Source organism: Paenibacillus woosongensis (genome assembly GCF_009725165.1).
Taxonomy (GTDB): Bacteria; Bacillota; Bacilli; order Paenibacillales; family Paenibacillaceae; genus Fontibacillus; species Fontibacillus woosongensis.
Genome location: NZ_WNZW01000001.1, coordinates 1,161,846 through 1,176,224, shown reverse-complemented (window position 1 = coordinate 1,176,224; position 14,379 = coordinate 1,161,846). Strand labels below are relative to the sequence as shown.

The 14,379-nt window shown below is 42.2% G+C and carries 14 protein-coding genes; 10 read left to right on the top strand and 4 right to left on the bottom strand.

Annotated features, from left to right (window positions below):
- The first annotated feature begins 32 nt into the window (after positions 1-32).
- Positions 33-380, top strand: a complete 348-nt coding sequence (locus GNP95_RS05510; protein ID WP_330163268.1) for a DoxX family protein — start codon at positions 33-35, stop codon at positions 378-380.
- Here the strand turns inward: GNP95_RS05510 and GNP95_RS05505 are convergent.
- Complete coding sequence (locus GNP95_RS05505; protein ID WP_155609833.1) at positions 345-1,262, bottom strand: helix-turn-helix transcriptional regulator; 918 nt, start codon at positions 1,260-1,262, stop codon at positions 345-347. The genes GNP95_RS05510 and GNP95_RS05505 overlap by 36 nt on opposite strands.
- A gap of 98 nt (positions 1,263-1,360) precedes the next feature.
- On the opposite strand from GNP95_RS05505, the gene GNP95_RS05500 reads away from it, so the two are divergent.
- Positions 1,361-1,828: a VOC family protein gene (locus GNP95_RS05500; RefSeq protein WP_155609832.1), complete on the top strand. Its 468-nt coding sequence runs from the start codon at positions 1,361-1,363 to the stop codon at positions 1,826-1,828.
- Entirely contained in the window at positions 1,818-2,387 is a 570-nt protein-coding gene (locus GNP95_RS05495) for a YdeI/OmpD-associated family protein (RefSeq protein WP_155609831.1), read from the top strand. Before GNP95_RS05500 ends, GNP95_RS05495 begins: the two co-directional genes overlap by 11 nt.
- A gap of 139 nt (positions 2,388-2,526) precedes the next feature.
- Here GNP95_RS05495 and GNP95_RS05490 read toward each other — a convergent pair whose 3' ends face one another.
- Positions 2,527-3,438, bottom strand: coding sequence for a LysR family transcriptional regulator (locus tag GNP95_RS05490; protein WP_155609830.1), 912 nt, complete (start codon positions 3,436-3,438; stop codon positions 2,527-2,529).
- 189 nt (positions 3,439-3,627) lie between these two features.
- Between GNP95_RS05490 and GNP95_RS05485 the strand changes: the two genes are divergently transcribed.
- From GNP95_RS05485 to GNP95_RS05475, 3 genes are all read left to right on the top strand, one after another.
- Positions 3,628-4,092: a DinB family protein gene (locus GNP95_RS05485; protein ID WP_155609829.1), complete on the top strand. Its 465-nt coding sequence runs from the start codon at positions 3,628-3,630 to the stop codon at positions 4,090-4,092.
- A 52-nt stretch (positions 4,093-4,144) separates the two neighbouring features.
- The gene (locus tag GNP95_RS05480; RefSeq protein WP_155609828.1) at positions 4,145-4,525 is read left to right on the top strand and encodes a nuclear transport factor 2 family protein; all 381 of its coding nucleotides are present in this window, start codon (positions 4,145-4,147) and stop codon (positions 4,523-4,525) included.
- 327 nt (positions 4,526-4,852) lie between these two features.
- Positions 4,853-5,650 carry a sensor domain-containing protein gene (locus tag GNP95_RS05475; protein WP_155609827.1) on the top strand — a complete coding sequence of 266 codons (798 nt, stop codon included), beginning with the start codon at positions 4,853-4,855 and terminating at the stop codon, positions 5,648-5,650.
- A gap of 198 nt (positions 5,651-5,848) precedes the next feature.
- Here the strand turns inward: GNP95_RS05475 and nhaC are convergent, their stop codons facing one another.
- Positions 5,849-7,225 carry a Na+/H+ antiporter NhaC gene (gene nhaC / locus GNP95_RS05470; protein ID WP_155609826.1) on the bottom strand — a complete coding sequence of 459 codons (1,377 nt, stop codon included), beginning with the start codon at positions 7,223-7,225 and terminating at the stop codon, positions 5,849-5,851.
- 311 nt (positions 7,226-7,536) lie between these two features.
- Here nhaC and GNP95_RS05465 point away from each other — a divergent pair, with 311 nt between their 5' ends.
- The 3 genes from GNP95_RS05465 (at position 7,537) to GNP95_RS05455 (ending at position 11,564) form a co-directional block, all read left to right on the top strand.
- Positions 7,537-8,538, top strand: a complete 1,002-nt coding sequence (locus tag GNP95_RS05465; RefSeq protein WP_155609825.1) for a tRNA dihydrouridine synthase — start codon at positions 7,537-7,539, stop codon at positions 8,536-8,538.
- Between the two features lie 41 nt (positions 8,539-8,579).
- Positions 8,580-10,862: an ATP-binding cassette domain-containing protein gene (locus GNP95_RS05460; RefSeq protein WP_155609824.1), complete on the top strand. Its 2,283-nt coding sequence runs from the start codon at positions 8,580-8,582 to the stop codon at positions 10,860-10,862.
- Between the two features lie 246 nt (positions 10,863-11,108).
- Entirely contained in the window at positions 11,109-11,564 is a 456-nt protein-coding gene (locus tag GNP95_RS05455) for a hypothetical protein (RefSeq protein ID WP_155609823.1), read from the top strand.
- A gap of 129 nt (positions 11,565-11,693) precedes the next feature.
- On the opposite strand, the gene GNP95_RS26565 is transcribed toward GNP95_RS05455, so the two are convergent.
- A complete protein-coding gene (locus GNP95_RS26565; RefSeq protein WP_155609822.1) occupies positions 11,694-13,499 on the bottom strand; it encodes a flagellin N-terminal helical domain-containing protein in 1,806 nt (601 codons plus the stop codon).
- 415 nt (positions 13,500-13,914) lie between these two features.
- Here GNP95_RS26565 and GNP95_RS05445 point away from each other — a divergent pair, with 415 nt between their 5' ends.
- Entirely contained in the window at positions 13,915-14,364 is a 450-nt protein-coding gene (locus GNP95_RS05445; RefSeq protein WP_155609821.1) for a hypothetical protein, read from the top strand.
- The last annotated feature ends 15 nt before the right edge of the window (positions 14,365-14,379 follow it).

Below are 14,379 nucleotides of genomic sequence, written 5' to 3'. Positions count from 1 at the left end.
ACATGAAATAGAAGAAGGAAGTGAGACGTGTCGTGGAAATATTAACTTATATTTTTCAAGGAATCCTTGCAGTCATGTTTCTATTTGCAGGATTTGGAAAAGTTACGGGTAGCAAAATGCATGTGGAAGCATTTAATCATTTGAGATTGCCCCAATGGTTTCGATTTGTAACAGGGATTGTTGAATTAGCAGGGGCAGCACTTTTAATTGTTGGATATTGGGCCTCAACATTTGCAACGGCAGGTGCGCTTATATTCGCTATTACTGGTGTAGGCGGCATTCTTTCACATATTCGCGTTAAGGATTCTTTTAAAGATACAGTAATGATTATTTTCTTAACCATTCTATCGTTCGTTGTATTGATTCATCATTTTATCTAAATAATTTCGAAAGTCTTCAACATATGTTCTGGGCTCGATGATCCTTAAATTCGTACCGAAACTTGCTAAAAATTGAAATCCCGTCGTGTTTTGAGGGACATGAATAGTTGCTAGAAGAAATTCAGAACTATAGTTGTCAATACACTTCCGACCGTACCTTTCAATGAATTGATCTTTAATGCTAGGGGATATCAAGGCCTTAATCGCGACGAGTTGAGGCTGATAGCTTGATTCGCGTTTTTGTTCTGACCAATCACCTCTAGTGTGAAACGTTCTTTCATCCATCATAAAATGATCGATCCGGGATAACTTAAACGTTCGGTATCCCTGACGATGTAAACAGAATCCTTTCAAGTACCAGCTCATTTCGCTGAAATGAAGCTCATAGGGCTCCACCATTCTATTCGTCACGATACCATTCTTATCGATATAATCAAATGAAACGAGCCTTCTCTTCAAAATGGATTCTTGACATGTCTTTAAGGTTTCAAGAATTTCGGATCGACCTTCCCAATTATAAAATGACAGTTGAATGGAACGATTCAGTGGCAATGGGCTAACCATTGCTTCTATTTTTTTTATCGTCATTTCCACTTCTTCGCTAATGAGAATTTGTTCCAATCCGCCAAGTGCAGTCAAAATATTTTCCAAATCGGAGTTGTTTAATAGACGTTTATCAACCTTGTATTCTTCCATAATACCGTAGCCGCCATTCACTCCATGGACAGAATAAATCGGGATATTGGCTAGACTCAGCGTTTCCATATCGCGAAGAATCGTTCTTTTGGATACATGGAATAATTGGGTGAATTCTTTTGTTGAAACAACCTCTTTTTTAAGCAGTATCATGATGATCGATATCAGTCTCTCAACTTTGTCCATGGTAGACCTCTTTTTTAGTTAATTTTCGGAATGGTGACGCTAAGCTGTCACCTATTATTTATTATACTACAGGTATCTCAAGAAGGAGGTTTTGCTTGATGTCAGCTATTGCCTATTTGAACTTTGATGGTGTTGCAGAACAAGCGATTGCATTTTATTCGGAGGCATTACATGCAACTGAAGTGAAAAAAGTAAAGTTTAAGGATTTCCCGCAAGATCCGAACTATCCGCTGCCAGAAAATGAGCTGAATATGATCATGGAGTCTTCCATCGAATTCGCGGATGGGAAGATCATGATGTCGGATCTGCTGCCTTCCATGAAGAACGTAACCGGTGAACTGATGAAGGGAAACAATGTATGGATTAGTTTAGTCAACGAAAATAAACAAGAATTAGAAGAGTACTTTACGCATTTATCTGTTGGCGGTTATGTGATCATGCCGTTATCTCATACCCCTTGGTCTTCATGCTTTGGCATGTTGGTGGATAAGTTCGGAGTCTGCTGGAAATTTAATCGTGACGCGGATAAGTTCCTTGACCAAGTGATTTCCAACCATGGTAATTGAAAATCTGATTCTGGCAACATCGAGAGAAGAGCTTAGGATTTGGCTGCAGGAAAATGGAAAGACTGAAAAGTCTTGCTGGGTCTTGGTTCGAATGACGCAGACCTTTGATCGAATGTTCTATGTGGACGCGGTCGAGGAAGCGTTGTGCTTTGGATGGATCGATGGAGTTAAGAAGAAAATTTCCGAAACGGGGACGGCTCAGAGGCTGTCTCCTAGAAGTAAAAAAAGTTCATGGACTGAATTAAATAAGGAACGTGCTCGTCGCCTCGAAAAGCTCGGCTTAATGACAGACGAAGGAAGAAGGATTCTTCCCGATCTGGATCACCATTCTTTTAGAATTGATGAAGATATCATGCACAGGCTAACGGAGGAAAAGCAAGTATACGATCATTTCATGACATTTCCGGACCTATATAGAAGGGTTCGGATCGACACGATTCAAAGTGTTAGGAATCAGCCAGAGTTATTCAGGAGCAGACTAGACAAATTTATAACAAACACGAGAGACAACAAAATGTATGGTCAATGGAATGATAATGGACGTCTAATGGGTTATTAAGATGATTTGGGGCTAACAACGGTTTTATAAATCGGAGATGTATTGGCGGAAATAGCAAAGAGGGGTGGAGAACCCCTCTTTTTTGTTGAATTAATGTTGCTTCATGAATTTAACTATGACCGCAATAAGGCGGTGCATTTTAACCTAACGAGCGACCGGTATGATTCATAACGCTCTGAAGGAAAGACTGCAATTCTTGAATAAATAACTTCGCTGCCTGCCCCATGAATTTGTCCGTACGATATATGATACATATGTCTTGACTAGGTGTAGGATTAAGCAGCTTTACGGCAACGATATTCTCTGGGTTCATATAATCTAGCAGCATTCGGGGAAGAATAGAAGCTCCTATTCCTTGATTGACCAGAGACAGAAGCGTCGATAAGGTTGAAGTTACAATCGGCGTGTCAATTACAATTCCTCTCTCATGACAGTACGATTGAATGACCTTCGTCATCTGATGTTCAGCCCCGAACATGACCATCCTTAGCTGCTGCAGCTGATCGAACGGAATCGTCTTTGACTTCGCAAGAGGGTGATCCGATCGGATCGCCAAGGCAAATTCCTCGTGAAACAAGGGAATAATTGAAATGCGCTCATCAGGCTTAACTGGCACCGTAGTAACTCCGAGATCTCTTATGCCGTTAAGAACCTGTTCGTAGACATCCATGGTCTCCGTTACGCTTATCGATAGCTTAGGATAATTTTTATGGAAATCGATAAGTAAAGCGTCAAACAGCAAATCCCCGTCTCCCGGCAAAATGCCGATATCCAGCATACCGCCTTCCATCTTCTTTAGATCCGATATTGCTCTTTTCGCATAATCAACGTGTTCAAAGATGCTCTGACTATGCTCAAGCAGGATTTTTCCTGCATCGGTTAACGCAATCCGCTTTCCGATACGATCGAATAGTGGGAGCCCAAGCTCGCTCTCCAAAAACTTGATCTGCTGACTCAGATTCGACTGTGTGGTACAAAGATTTTCGGCCGCCCTGGAGAAGTGCATCTCCTTACAAATCGCAGCAAAGTATTCAAGCTGTCGCAGTTCCAACGCTCGATGCCCCTTTCGATTATCGATCTCACTCAATCATTATAACAACCAGCCACAATTCCAACAATTTCTAATTTATCATTACTCAAACCGATCAATTATATCGGAATCTCGTGATTGTTGCATGAAGTGTCTAAAGGTAAGATTTGGGTATGAAAAGAACAAATCAAATATGAGGAGGATTCAAGAATGACACAATCCATTATCAATACGGGGAAAGTGCTGCGTCAGATCGTCATCGGCCAGCTTCAGGACGTATCGGAGTCACAGATGGATATCCAGCCGGAGGGCTTCCACAATACGGTTCGCTGGAATGTCGGTCATATGGTTTATTGGTTGGATAAATTCGCTTCGCTTAGCTTCAGTTCGCAATCGGCCATTCCGGCTCAATACGAGATACTGTTCAACTCCGGAACAAAACCTTCGAATTGGACGTTAACACCTCCAACGAAGGACGAATTGATCGCAATGTTAACAGAGCAGCTTTCCCGTTTTTCAGAACTGACATCCGAAATGCTCGAACAGAGGCTGATATCGCCGTTTGAAATGGGGCCGTTCCAATTCGTTACAGCCGGCGAATTATTTAATTTCGCATTGATTCATGAAGCGCTTCACCTTGGAGTTATATCAAGCCAGCTCAAGCTCATCAAATGAAGACTCTGCACTCGGGTGCATAAAGCAGAAAAAAATTGGGAGGCCTGTTATCATGACAACTAACCACGAAGCGTTTGATGCTTTTCGGCGTGCTTTAGAAACTGGGCATACGGCTGATTTCCTTAAAAAGGTGACGGACGATTTTCATTTCTTCGTTCCGCTCCCGCTGGAAGGGTGGAATCAGAAGCAGCAAGGAGGCGAACGGTTCGAGGAGTTAATCAGGCTTGAGCGATCCTTATTTCAGATGCGCCTCACTCCGCTGATCGAGCTGGAGAATGAGAGCTACGGAATGGTCGTTTTTCGCGCAGAAGGATTGCTGAACGGCAGACCTCACCACAATGAGCTTTCCATCGTCTTCGAGTTCGAAGAGGATCGGATCCGTTCCTTCCGAGAGTATGTAGGAATGCCGTTGAAAAACTACGAGAACCCTTAAAAAATTTCCAAAATAAAGGAAGAGGTACAGTCGGTCCGAGCGATTTGACTGCACCTTTTCGAATTATTAAAAGACTGCTTCTGAAATTGTCCAGATTTGATAACATGAGATTTCATGATCATTGTAAGTCCGATTAAGGAAATGATTTCGATACTACTTGATGGCCAAGCCGAAGATTTAAAGCGCGGGCAGGCCTCTTACAATTAGATCCTAGGCTAAAGGCGGGGTTCAGACACTCCCTAAGACGGTTATGACAGCCGGATAAGGCGGTTATAATAGGATTCATAACTTAGAACGTGAACTTATGAATCAAAGGAAGTGTTTGATATGAAGGCAACCGAAGTGAATGCCAAAATGCCGACAGGTAAAGTAAATTGGGTGCTTTTTAATCCAAAAACCTATGCAACGATCCTCTATTTATTGCTCTCTCTCCCGTTAGGAATTATCTATTTAACAGTAGCGATAACGGGGCTCGCTCTTTCAATCGCTTTAACTCCAATATTTATCGGGATACCTTTGTTTTTTGGAGTAGTTAAGCTGTTGGATGGGATTGTGAAATTTGAACAAAGCATGATTAGACAAATTTTAGGTTTACCGGCTCCTCCTGCTTCGTATAACTATAGTCCACAGTCTAATGCCGGGCAGAACTGGTTTATGCGAATGGTGAGAGCTTTTGACGGTGGGCTATTTATTCGAAATCTGCTGCTCGTAATCATGAGATTTGTAACAGGCATTGTATTCTTTGTTATTATGGTAACTGTGATTTCACTAGGACTTGGATTTATTGCCCTTCCCGTCGTGCATATCATTTTGATGAATGAAATGCAGCTGGATATTTTGGAACATAGTTTGTTCAGTTATTTCCATATCGATTGGACCTATAATCAGCAATATATGTTTTACGTAGGCGTAGGAGTTGTACTTTTTTGGATCGCGCTTCGCGTCGTGAATGGGCTCATGCAAATTCAGCGCAGAATCATGTTTGTAGATGAGCCCTATCAGCAAGCACGGCCGACAATGCCATTGCAAGATCAAACACAAGTGTCAGTTCAGTCGCCATATGTTGAACCTCCGGTGGAGCAATCCACTCCGGAGTTCATGCAGCCAGCTTATAGAGAGCTTTAAATCAGGTATTGTGGAATGAATACCTGAACAGAAGGACAATTAAATCAGTAAAAAGAAGGAGGGGCTTGTGATTAAAGCACCCTCTTTCTTTTTACTCTGCTCCAGCAGGGGGCAGTTTTATTGGAAGTACTTGATCAAGGAACTTATCTGCGTCACGATTGAATTTCCAGCATCCTAGGCGGGAGAAAGGGATTGGTATCACTTACTTTCACCCAGCGAGTTCCGCTGTAATTGCGGAATCAAGGCAAAGCCGAAAGTGAATATCGGACTTAACCACAAGAATGCAGCGAATGGGGCATATTCAAGCACCGGAACTCCAAGGGTCGCAGCGAAAAAAGCTCCGCTGACGCCCCATGGAATCAGAGGGTTGACGAGTGTTCCGCAATCCTCCAAGGTTCGTGACAGGGTTTTGGCCGGAATTTGTCTACGGGTATACTCATCCTTAAACATTTGGCCCGGCAGCAGAATAGATAAATACTGCTCCCCTGTCATGCCGTTAACGGCGATCGATGATGCGCCGGTCATAAGAACAATGCTGCTGCGCCGTTTTAGCGGCTCAATCCATTTACGGAACAAGGCTTCGATGACTCCACAGTGCTGCAGCAATCCGCCTAATGATAAAGCAATCAGGATCAGGGACACCGACCACATCATCGATTGCAGGCCGCCTCGGTTCACGATCTCAGCTATAGTCTCATTCACGATGGCATTCTTGTAACCGCCCTGCATCACATTGAACCAGCTGCCTATTGAGGCTTGCTGTTGAACAAATGCCGTTATCAAAAGTCCAGTAACAATGCCTACTATTAATGTGGGAAGGATCGGTATACGCCTTGCGGAACATGCAATGACCGCAAGGGGTGACAGCAGCGTTAACCAGTGAAGATGAAACCCATTTTGCAATGATTCCTTGATGGACTGAATAGAGCTCAAATCCATAGACCCGGTTGTCGGGATCAGAAGAAATAATATCGTTGTGATAATTAACGCGGGCACCGTTGTATACATCATATTACGAATATGTGTAAATAATGAGATGCCGGCCACTGCAGGTGCAAAATTCGTCGTATCGGACAGCGGAGACATTTTATCCCCAAAACAGGCGCCTGAGACAATGGCCCCCGCTGCCAGGGGTAGTGAAATTCCCGTTGTCATGGCAATGCCCATCAAGGCCACACCGACCGTGCTGACTGTGGTGAACGAGCTGCCGGTGAACATCGATACAATGATGGTGACATATAACGCGCTCACTGCAAAATAATGCGGTTCAATATAATCCAGTCCATAATACAGTATGGTCGGCACGGTTCCACTCATCATCCAAACGGCAATTAATATTCCAATAAGCGAAAGAATCAAGATCGGCATAATAGCGGATTGTATGCCTTGAATGATAGAGGATTCAAGCTTCCTCCAAGAAACCCCGTATAAGTGTAAAATGGCGGCAGTGCCGATCGTTGCGCCCAGAAGCGGGATATGAGGCTCTGCCTTGAATATAAAGATCGAAATAAACAGAAATGCAAGAATGAAAACGATAAGAATCATACTTTGTAAAAAACTAAGCTGTCGTTCCATAATGCTGGAGCTCCTTATATATGAGGTTAGCGGTTGAAGACATGTGTCCCCATCCGTCCTTTACTTTTATGCTTTTAGGCTTTTTCGCATTGAAGCACGTAGGTACTATAAACGATAAGTTGAGATCGAGTCAATGTTAAAAAATACATTCCATAAGAAACAATCCGCCGGCATCCAGCAAATTTTTTTCATTTGTAATATCCCTAAGCACTTCTGGTTGATCATAAGTGATGAGGCATGTTATAAGTGTAAAAGATGTGGAGCAGTTGACTTAAGAATAATGAACGAGAGTTTGATGTCGTTTCTATATAATGAAAGGATTTGAGTTTGATTTGATGAACAATTTTTGGAGTGATCTGCCACGGCCCTTTTTTGTACTTGCTCCAATGGAAGATGTGACCGATGTTGTGTTTCGTCATGTGGTGAGCAAAGCAGGCAGACCTGATGTTTTTTTTACAGAGTTTACAAACACGGAGAGTTACTGTCACCCCGATGGGCACAAAAGTGTGCGTGGACGTTTGATGTTTACAGAAGATGAACAACCTATTGTCGCCCATATTTGGGGAGATAAGCCCGACTATTTCCGGCAAATGAGTATCGGGATGGCAGAGATGGGGTTTAAAGGAATAGATATCAATATGGGCTGCCCTGTTCCCAATGTGGCATCGAGAGGAAAGGGGAGCGGCCTTATTCTTCGCCCAGATGTTGCAGCAGAAATTATCCAAGCCGCCAAAGCGGGGGGACTGCCTGTAAGTGTAAAAACAAGACTTGGGTACGAGGAGATCGACGAGTGGCAGGGGTGGCTAACACATATATTAAAACAGGATATTGCGAACCTTTCTATTCACTTGCGAACAAGAAAGGAAATGAGCCAAGTGGATGCGCATTGGGAGCTGATTCCAGAAATTAAAGCATTACGTGATGAAGTGGCGCCAAATACCCTTCTCACCATTAACGGAGATATTCCTGACCGTGAAACAGGGCTAAAGCTTGCGGAGCAATACGGTGTAGATGGCGTTATGATTGGGCGGGGAATATTCAGCAATCCGTTCGCTTTTGAACAAGAACCCAGAGAGCATAGCCCGAAGGAATACCTGGACCTTCTAAAGCTGCATCTTGATCTTCATGATCAATATATCGAAGAGCTGCCACGTGCCATGTCAGGGCTTCAGCGCTTCTTCAAGGTATATGTCAAAGGCTTCCGCGGAGCTAGTGAATTAAGGCATCAAATGATGAGCACCAAGTCAACGGATGAAGTGCGTGCACTGCTCGATAGCTTTGAAAAGAATGTGGAAGTGAATCCTGATCAGTAGGACAATGGGTGAAATAATTACTGCATAGAAGGGATGGTAAAATGTCAGAAATAAAAGATGAGATTATTTTAAGAGGACTTAAAGAAAATAATCTGAAAAATATAGATTTAAACATACCCAAAGAAAAAGTCATCGTATTTACGGGTCTTTCAGGCTCAGGCAAGAGCTCTGTTGTATTTGATACCTTAGCAACGGAAAGCAGAAGACAAATGACCTTGAACTATCCCCTCTATGTCAGAAATCAAATGCCAAGATATGAAAGACCTCAAGCCGATCTGATGCAAAACTTAAGCCCGGTTGTCGTTGTGGAACAAAGGCCTATAGGGGGCAATTCCCGCTCAACCGTCGGAACCTTTATGGATATCCATCCATTGATTAGACTTTTGTTCTCCAGAATAGGAAAGCCGGCTATAGGTTCTGCTAGTGATTTTTCAAGTCAAAGCTCCTTTGGCAGATGTCCGCAATGTGGCGGATTCGGGGAGGTCATTGCACCCGACATAAATAAGATGATCGATTACGATAAGTCGCTTCGAGATTATGCCGTGAAATTTAAGCCATTATCACCGTCCGGCTGGCAAGGCAGATGGATGATGACCGGCGGATTATTCGATCCGGATAAACCCATTAAGGACTACTCCGAAGAAGAGCGTCGCCTGCTGCTGTATGGTCCCCCGGAAGGGGAGAAAGTCTTTGCGCCGTTCCACACGAAGAACGGTCCTCAACCCCATGAATGGGACGGGTTATTGCCCAGATTTACACGGCTCTATATTAATAGGGATATCACTAAGCTCAAAGAAGTGTCCCAAGATGACGTCTTGGCTGTATCCACGCATGCAATGTGCCCAACCTGTCATGGTTCAGGCCTGAACCCCAAGGTGCTGGAATGTAAAATAAACGGTTTAAATATAGCAGAATACGACCAATTAGAGCTGACAGAATTACTCGAGGAACTAAAGAACATCAGCGGCCCTATGGGGGAATCGATTGCGCTCCAAGCGATTCCATTGATCCAACAACTCGCGGACATGGGATTAGGTTATTTGAGCCTTTCCAGAAAAATGGGCACTCTGTCCGGCGGCGAAGCGCAAAGAGTAAAAATCGCTCGTCATTTAGGGAGCAGTCTGAACAATATCACATATATATTCGACGAACCCAGTGCAGGACTTCATCCAGAAGAAGTGGATATGTTAATACAGATGCTGCAAAGTATAAAAGAACAACATAATACGGTCATCGTCATTGAGCATGATCTATCCGTAATCAAAGCAGCGGATGAAATTATAGAGATGGGGCCGGGAGCAGGTGTACATGGAGGAGAAGTAGTCTATCAAGGAAAATTAGAAGGACTATACAATTCTCCTGCTGCAACCAACCTCAACTACAGCCTCAACATAAACAAAAACCCTAGAGATATCAAAGGTCATTTTATAATAAAAAATGCAAGTCAGAATAACTTAAAAAATATAAGCGTAAATATTCCTAAAAATGTCCTGGTCGCTATATGTGGAGTATCTGGATCAGGTAAAAGCTCCTTAATGCTGGAAGCGTTCGCGGAAAGTTATCCAGAAACGATCATGGTAGGGCAAGGCAGTATAGGAGTTTCTAGCCGTTCGACATTAGCTACCTATATGGGAATCATGGATGATATCCGCTCCATATTTTCGAAGGAAACAGGACAACCAGCCGGTTTATTCAGCTTTAATTCCTTAGGAGCATGTCCCGTCTGCGGGGGAAAAGGAGTGATCACGCCAGACGTTGCATTTGCAGATCCGGTGACCATCCCCTGTGAAGCATGTGCCGGTACCAGATATTCAGACGAGGCGCTGTCATACCGGTATCAAGATAAAAATATTGTAGAAATTTTAGGTTTAACGGTCGATGAGGCGATGACCTATTTTCAAATGTCCAAGATCATCAAAAGAGTGAGCACGCTAAAAGACGTAGGATTAGGGTATCTGACCCTAGGGCAGACGACAAGCTCGCTAAGCGGAGGAGAAATCCAACGTCTAAAACTCGCCAGCCACTTGCAAAAGGAAGGCCAAATCTACTTACTGGACGAGCCATCCTTAGGACTGCATACGAAAGATAATGGAAGACTGCTAGACGTATTTCAAACGCTTGTAAACAGAGGTAATTCCGTGATCATCATCGAACATAATCTAGACTTTATAGCGGCGAGCGACTGGGTCATCGAACTGGGTCCAGGAGGAGGAAAACAAGGCGGACATATTATATTCGAAGGCGTACCAGAAGAGATGCTGCATGCAGATACATGGACAGCGAAATGGTTAAAGTTGACCTGTGCGGATAACGTAGGCGAATAGCCATAACTTCAACTTCATGGGCAGAAGCTTACTGATGCCTGCAACTTCTTGAACTCTGTCTTCGTTCCTCCAAGCCATACGATCAGAACATCGATGCCCTCATGTTTCAAGTCATACGACAGATGCTCTCCAAACAAATCAAATTATTCTAATATATGGTAGTTTTGTCGCATCCATTTACAGTTAGCAAGCGATATAATAGAGTCGAATCTCGTAATCTGAATAAACTGTAAAGGATGGATGAACATGAAGTTTAAAAAGATGTTAACCGTTCTCTTTACAACCGTGCTATTACTTACATTTTCGTCGGCTGCAAATGCTGCTGTTGGGTTCGCTGATACTAAGGCACAAGCGTTTTCGGTTCAACCAAAGGCAGCTGGGAATGAATCCATGTCTATGTCACTTTCGAGTAGTAACGATGTCGATTGGTACAAATGGACAAACAACACCGGTACAGATAAGTTTATAAGTACTGCCCTTGTCGTGTTCGATAATAGCAGTCAAAGTAAGTACCAAATCGGACATGAACTTGTTTATAAAGATGGGCGCAGTACAGATATCTTTTATGCTTATGACGGAAGGGGTATTTCTCATATTTATGTCCCTGCTGGTGCGACGCTTTATGTAAGAGTTGAAGCAAAAGTTTTCATTGATCCATCGATAGTTTACTGGCTATTTGTTGTAAATCACGAGCTAGACTAATATAACATTTATATGAAAAGCACCTGCCAGGGTGCTTTTTTTCATGTCCTCGAAGTAAATCTGGAGGCTATCTTATTGAAGTGGTGTTTTTTCAAATAGAACCTACCCTCAGGTAGCTTCTCTATAATATCATTGTTTAAGTAATTGCAACACGGCCTGAGGATTCTGATTTGCTTGGGTCAATATGGCTTGGGCAGCTTGTGTTAACATATTGGATTTTGTCAGATTCAAAATTTCCTTGGCCATGTCTGCATCACGAATACGTGATTCGGCTGAGATTTGATTTTCAGCGGAATTATCCACGTTTTTTAATGTGTGCTCTATACGGTTTTGCAATGCACCATACGCCGCTCGATAGTGCAAAACTTTTTCGATTGCTCCATCTACTTTGGCTAATGCTTGCTCAGGTATTGATGGTGGCGATAATCCTATATTCTGAATACCCAACCACTGCGTACCTACATTGAACAGAGGGATAACAATAGTCTCGCCTTCGTTAGCTCCTGCTTGAATGATAAGCTTTGGTGGTAGATAGTCTATATCCGTTATGTCTGTATTCACTGTGGTTTCTATATGTTTAGTTTCAACAGTTTCGTGCGTTAGTTCAAACACATCATAATTTAATGAAAACGGGCCATATTTGAAACCTAAGGTTACACTTGATCCACTAGGCACTGTTAGCTGCCAATCAAAATTTATTTGGGGCTGCCCTGCTGCCGGATTATTTATTGAAAGCTCCGTTGGAGATAAACCAAGCGAGTCATCAAACTGAATACCAGCGTTAGCCTCTGTTCCCGTCATGTTAAATGAACTGCCTGATGGTGGATTTATTATGATATTGCCATTAGCCATTGGACTTCCACCGGCATCCGTGATAACTGAATTTGTTGGCGGATTAATACTATTACTTAGATTAATATTAGAATCGAATGAATCTCTATTATTGATTACATATTTAATTTCCATCGAGTTATCAGCTAATATAGTCCTGTATCTCATAATCGCTAAATTTGTACCATGAAACACCATATAATCGAAGGCAGGATCACTCCCTGGGTTACTACGAGATGTATATACAACTTCTCTCGAGCTTCCGTTAACTTCGATATTTTCGAACAATGTACCATATCCATCGTTAAAATTTTTTGGTCCGAAACTAGTTTTATTCATACCCACTGAATACACGTAGACAGGTTTAGAATATTCAGGGTCATCTACAGCTGTCAACGATTCATAAACAGTAATATTTGTGTCTGTCTTTGTTGTTGTAAGAGTGTCAACATTATATTCGTTAAATCCTTCTGTTCCATCTGGTGAGATAATGGGTGTAATACTGTTCGTATTTGTGAATGTATGCGTCGTTTCAGATGTATCGGAACTACTGATCATATGCCTTGCTTCTTCGGGTGTTCCTCGTGGTTTGTATACGATACTTGTGTTTATTGAAGTGACTGGTGGCGGGTCACTTACCAAAAAATCACTGTTACTGCTTGAACGATCAGCCAATACCCTATAATCATCTCTTGCTAATAAGTTAATCGTATTAAATTGAGTTTTATTTGAAAGGCTCTCGATTTCATCAGTAAGTTGATGTAACTCCAAGTCAATCTTACGCCGATCTTCATCGGTAAGGGTATCATTCAAGCCTTGAATGACCAGTTCCCTTTGTCTTTGTAAAATATCAGTTATCTCCTGCAAGCCGCCATCTGCGGTTTGAACAAGTGAAATTCCATCCTGAACATTTCTAGAGGCTTGGTTTAAACCTCTAATTTGTGCCCTCATTTTTTCGGAAATTGCCAATCCTGCAGCATCATCAGAAGCTTTATTGATGCGCAATCCCGAAGAAAGCTTCTCTAGACTACTCGAACTCGCTTTTACATTTTTTTGTAGAGTGTTATTGATCATAAAAGCCGGAAAATTATGGGATATCCTCATAGTTCATACCTCTATGCAAATGATAGGTCTATTTTACCATGTCAATGTAACTAGCGTCCATCAAGTTAACTTACAAGCTGAAATAACAGAGCAACAATAAATAATGCAAATTCGACATACAGTAGACGCTTGGAGCAACTTAACTGATTGTGTGGTTTGCATCGATAAAACGATTCTTCGACAACGGCAATCATGGATACACGCCGATAAACGTTTGTAGTTGTCCATATATAATCACGCTACAGCAGTACCTGCAAAATATGTAGCATAAGAGATGGTTGAAAGGCAAGATAAAATAGTAAGTAAGGGTAATAAATCTAATATATGGTAATTTGGGCGCATCCATTTACAGTTAGCAAGCGATATAATAGAGTCGAATCTCGTAATCTGAATAAACTGTAAAGGATGGATGAACATGAAGCTTAAAAAGATGTTAACCGTTCTCTTTACATCCGTGCTATTACTTACATTTTCGTCGCCCGTTGGTGCCGTAACAGGGATCGGTGATACGAAAGAAACAGCAATTACACTTTTCCCTGGTACAGCCTTTAATCTGTTTCTATCTGACAGTAATGATGAAGATTGGTTTAAGTGGACGAATACAACGGGAGATTATAAATTTATAGGTGGCTATTTCTCTCCGAGTAATAAGGCTGCAGAATATCGTTTAGGTATCCACATCGTTTATAGTCCAAGCAGAAGTTCGTTTATTTTGTATGCTAACAACTACGGGCCAGGAAACGCGCAATTCATAGATAATATTCTCATTCCGCCTGGAGCAACAGTGTATTTTAAAGTAGATTCAATTAATTATGCTATGATGCAATACGACTTTGAGTTTGAAGTGTATAATTACAACTTGTAATTCATAAGTTTAAGC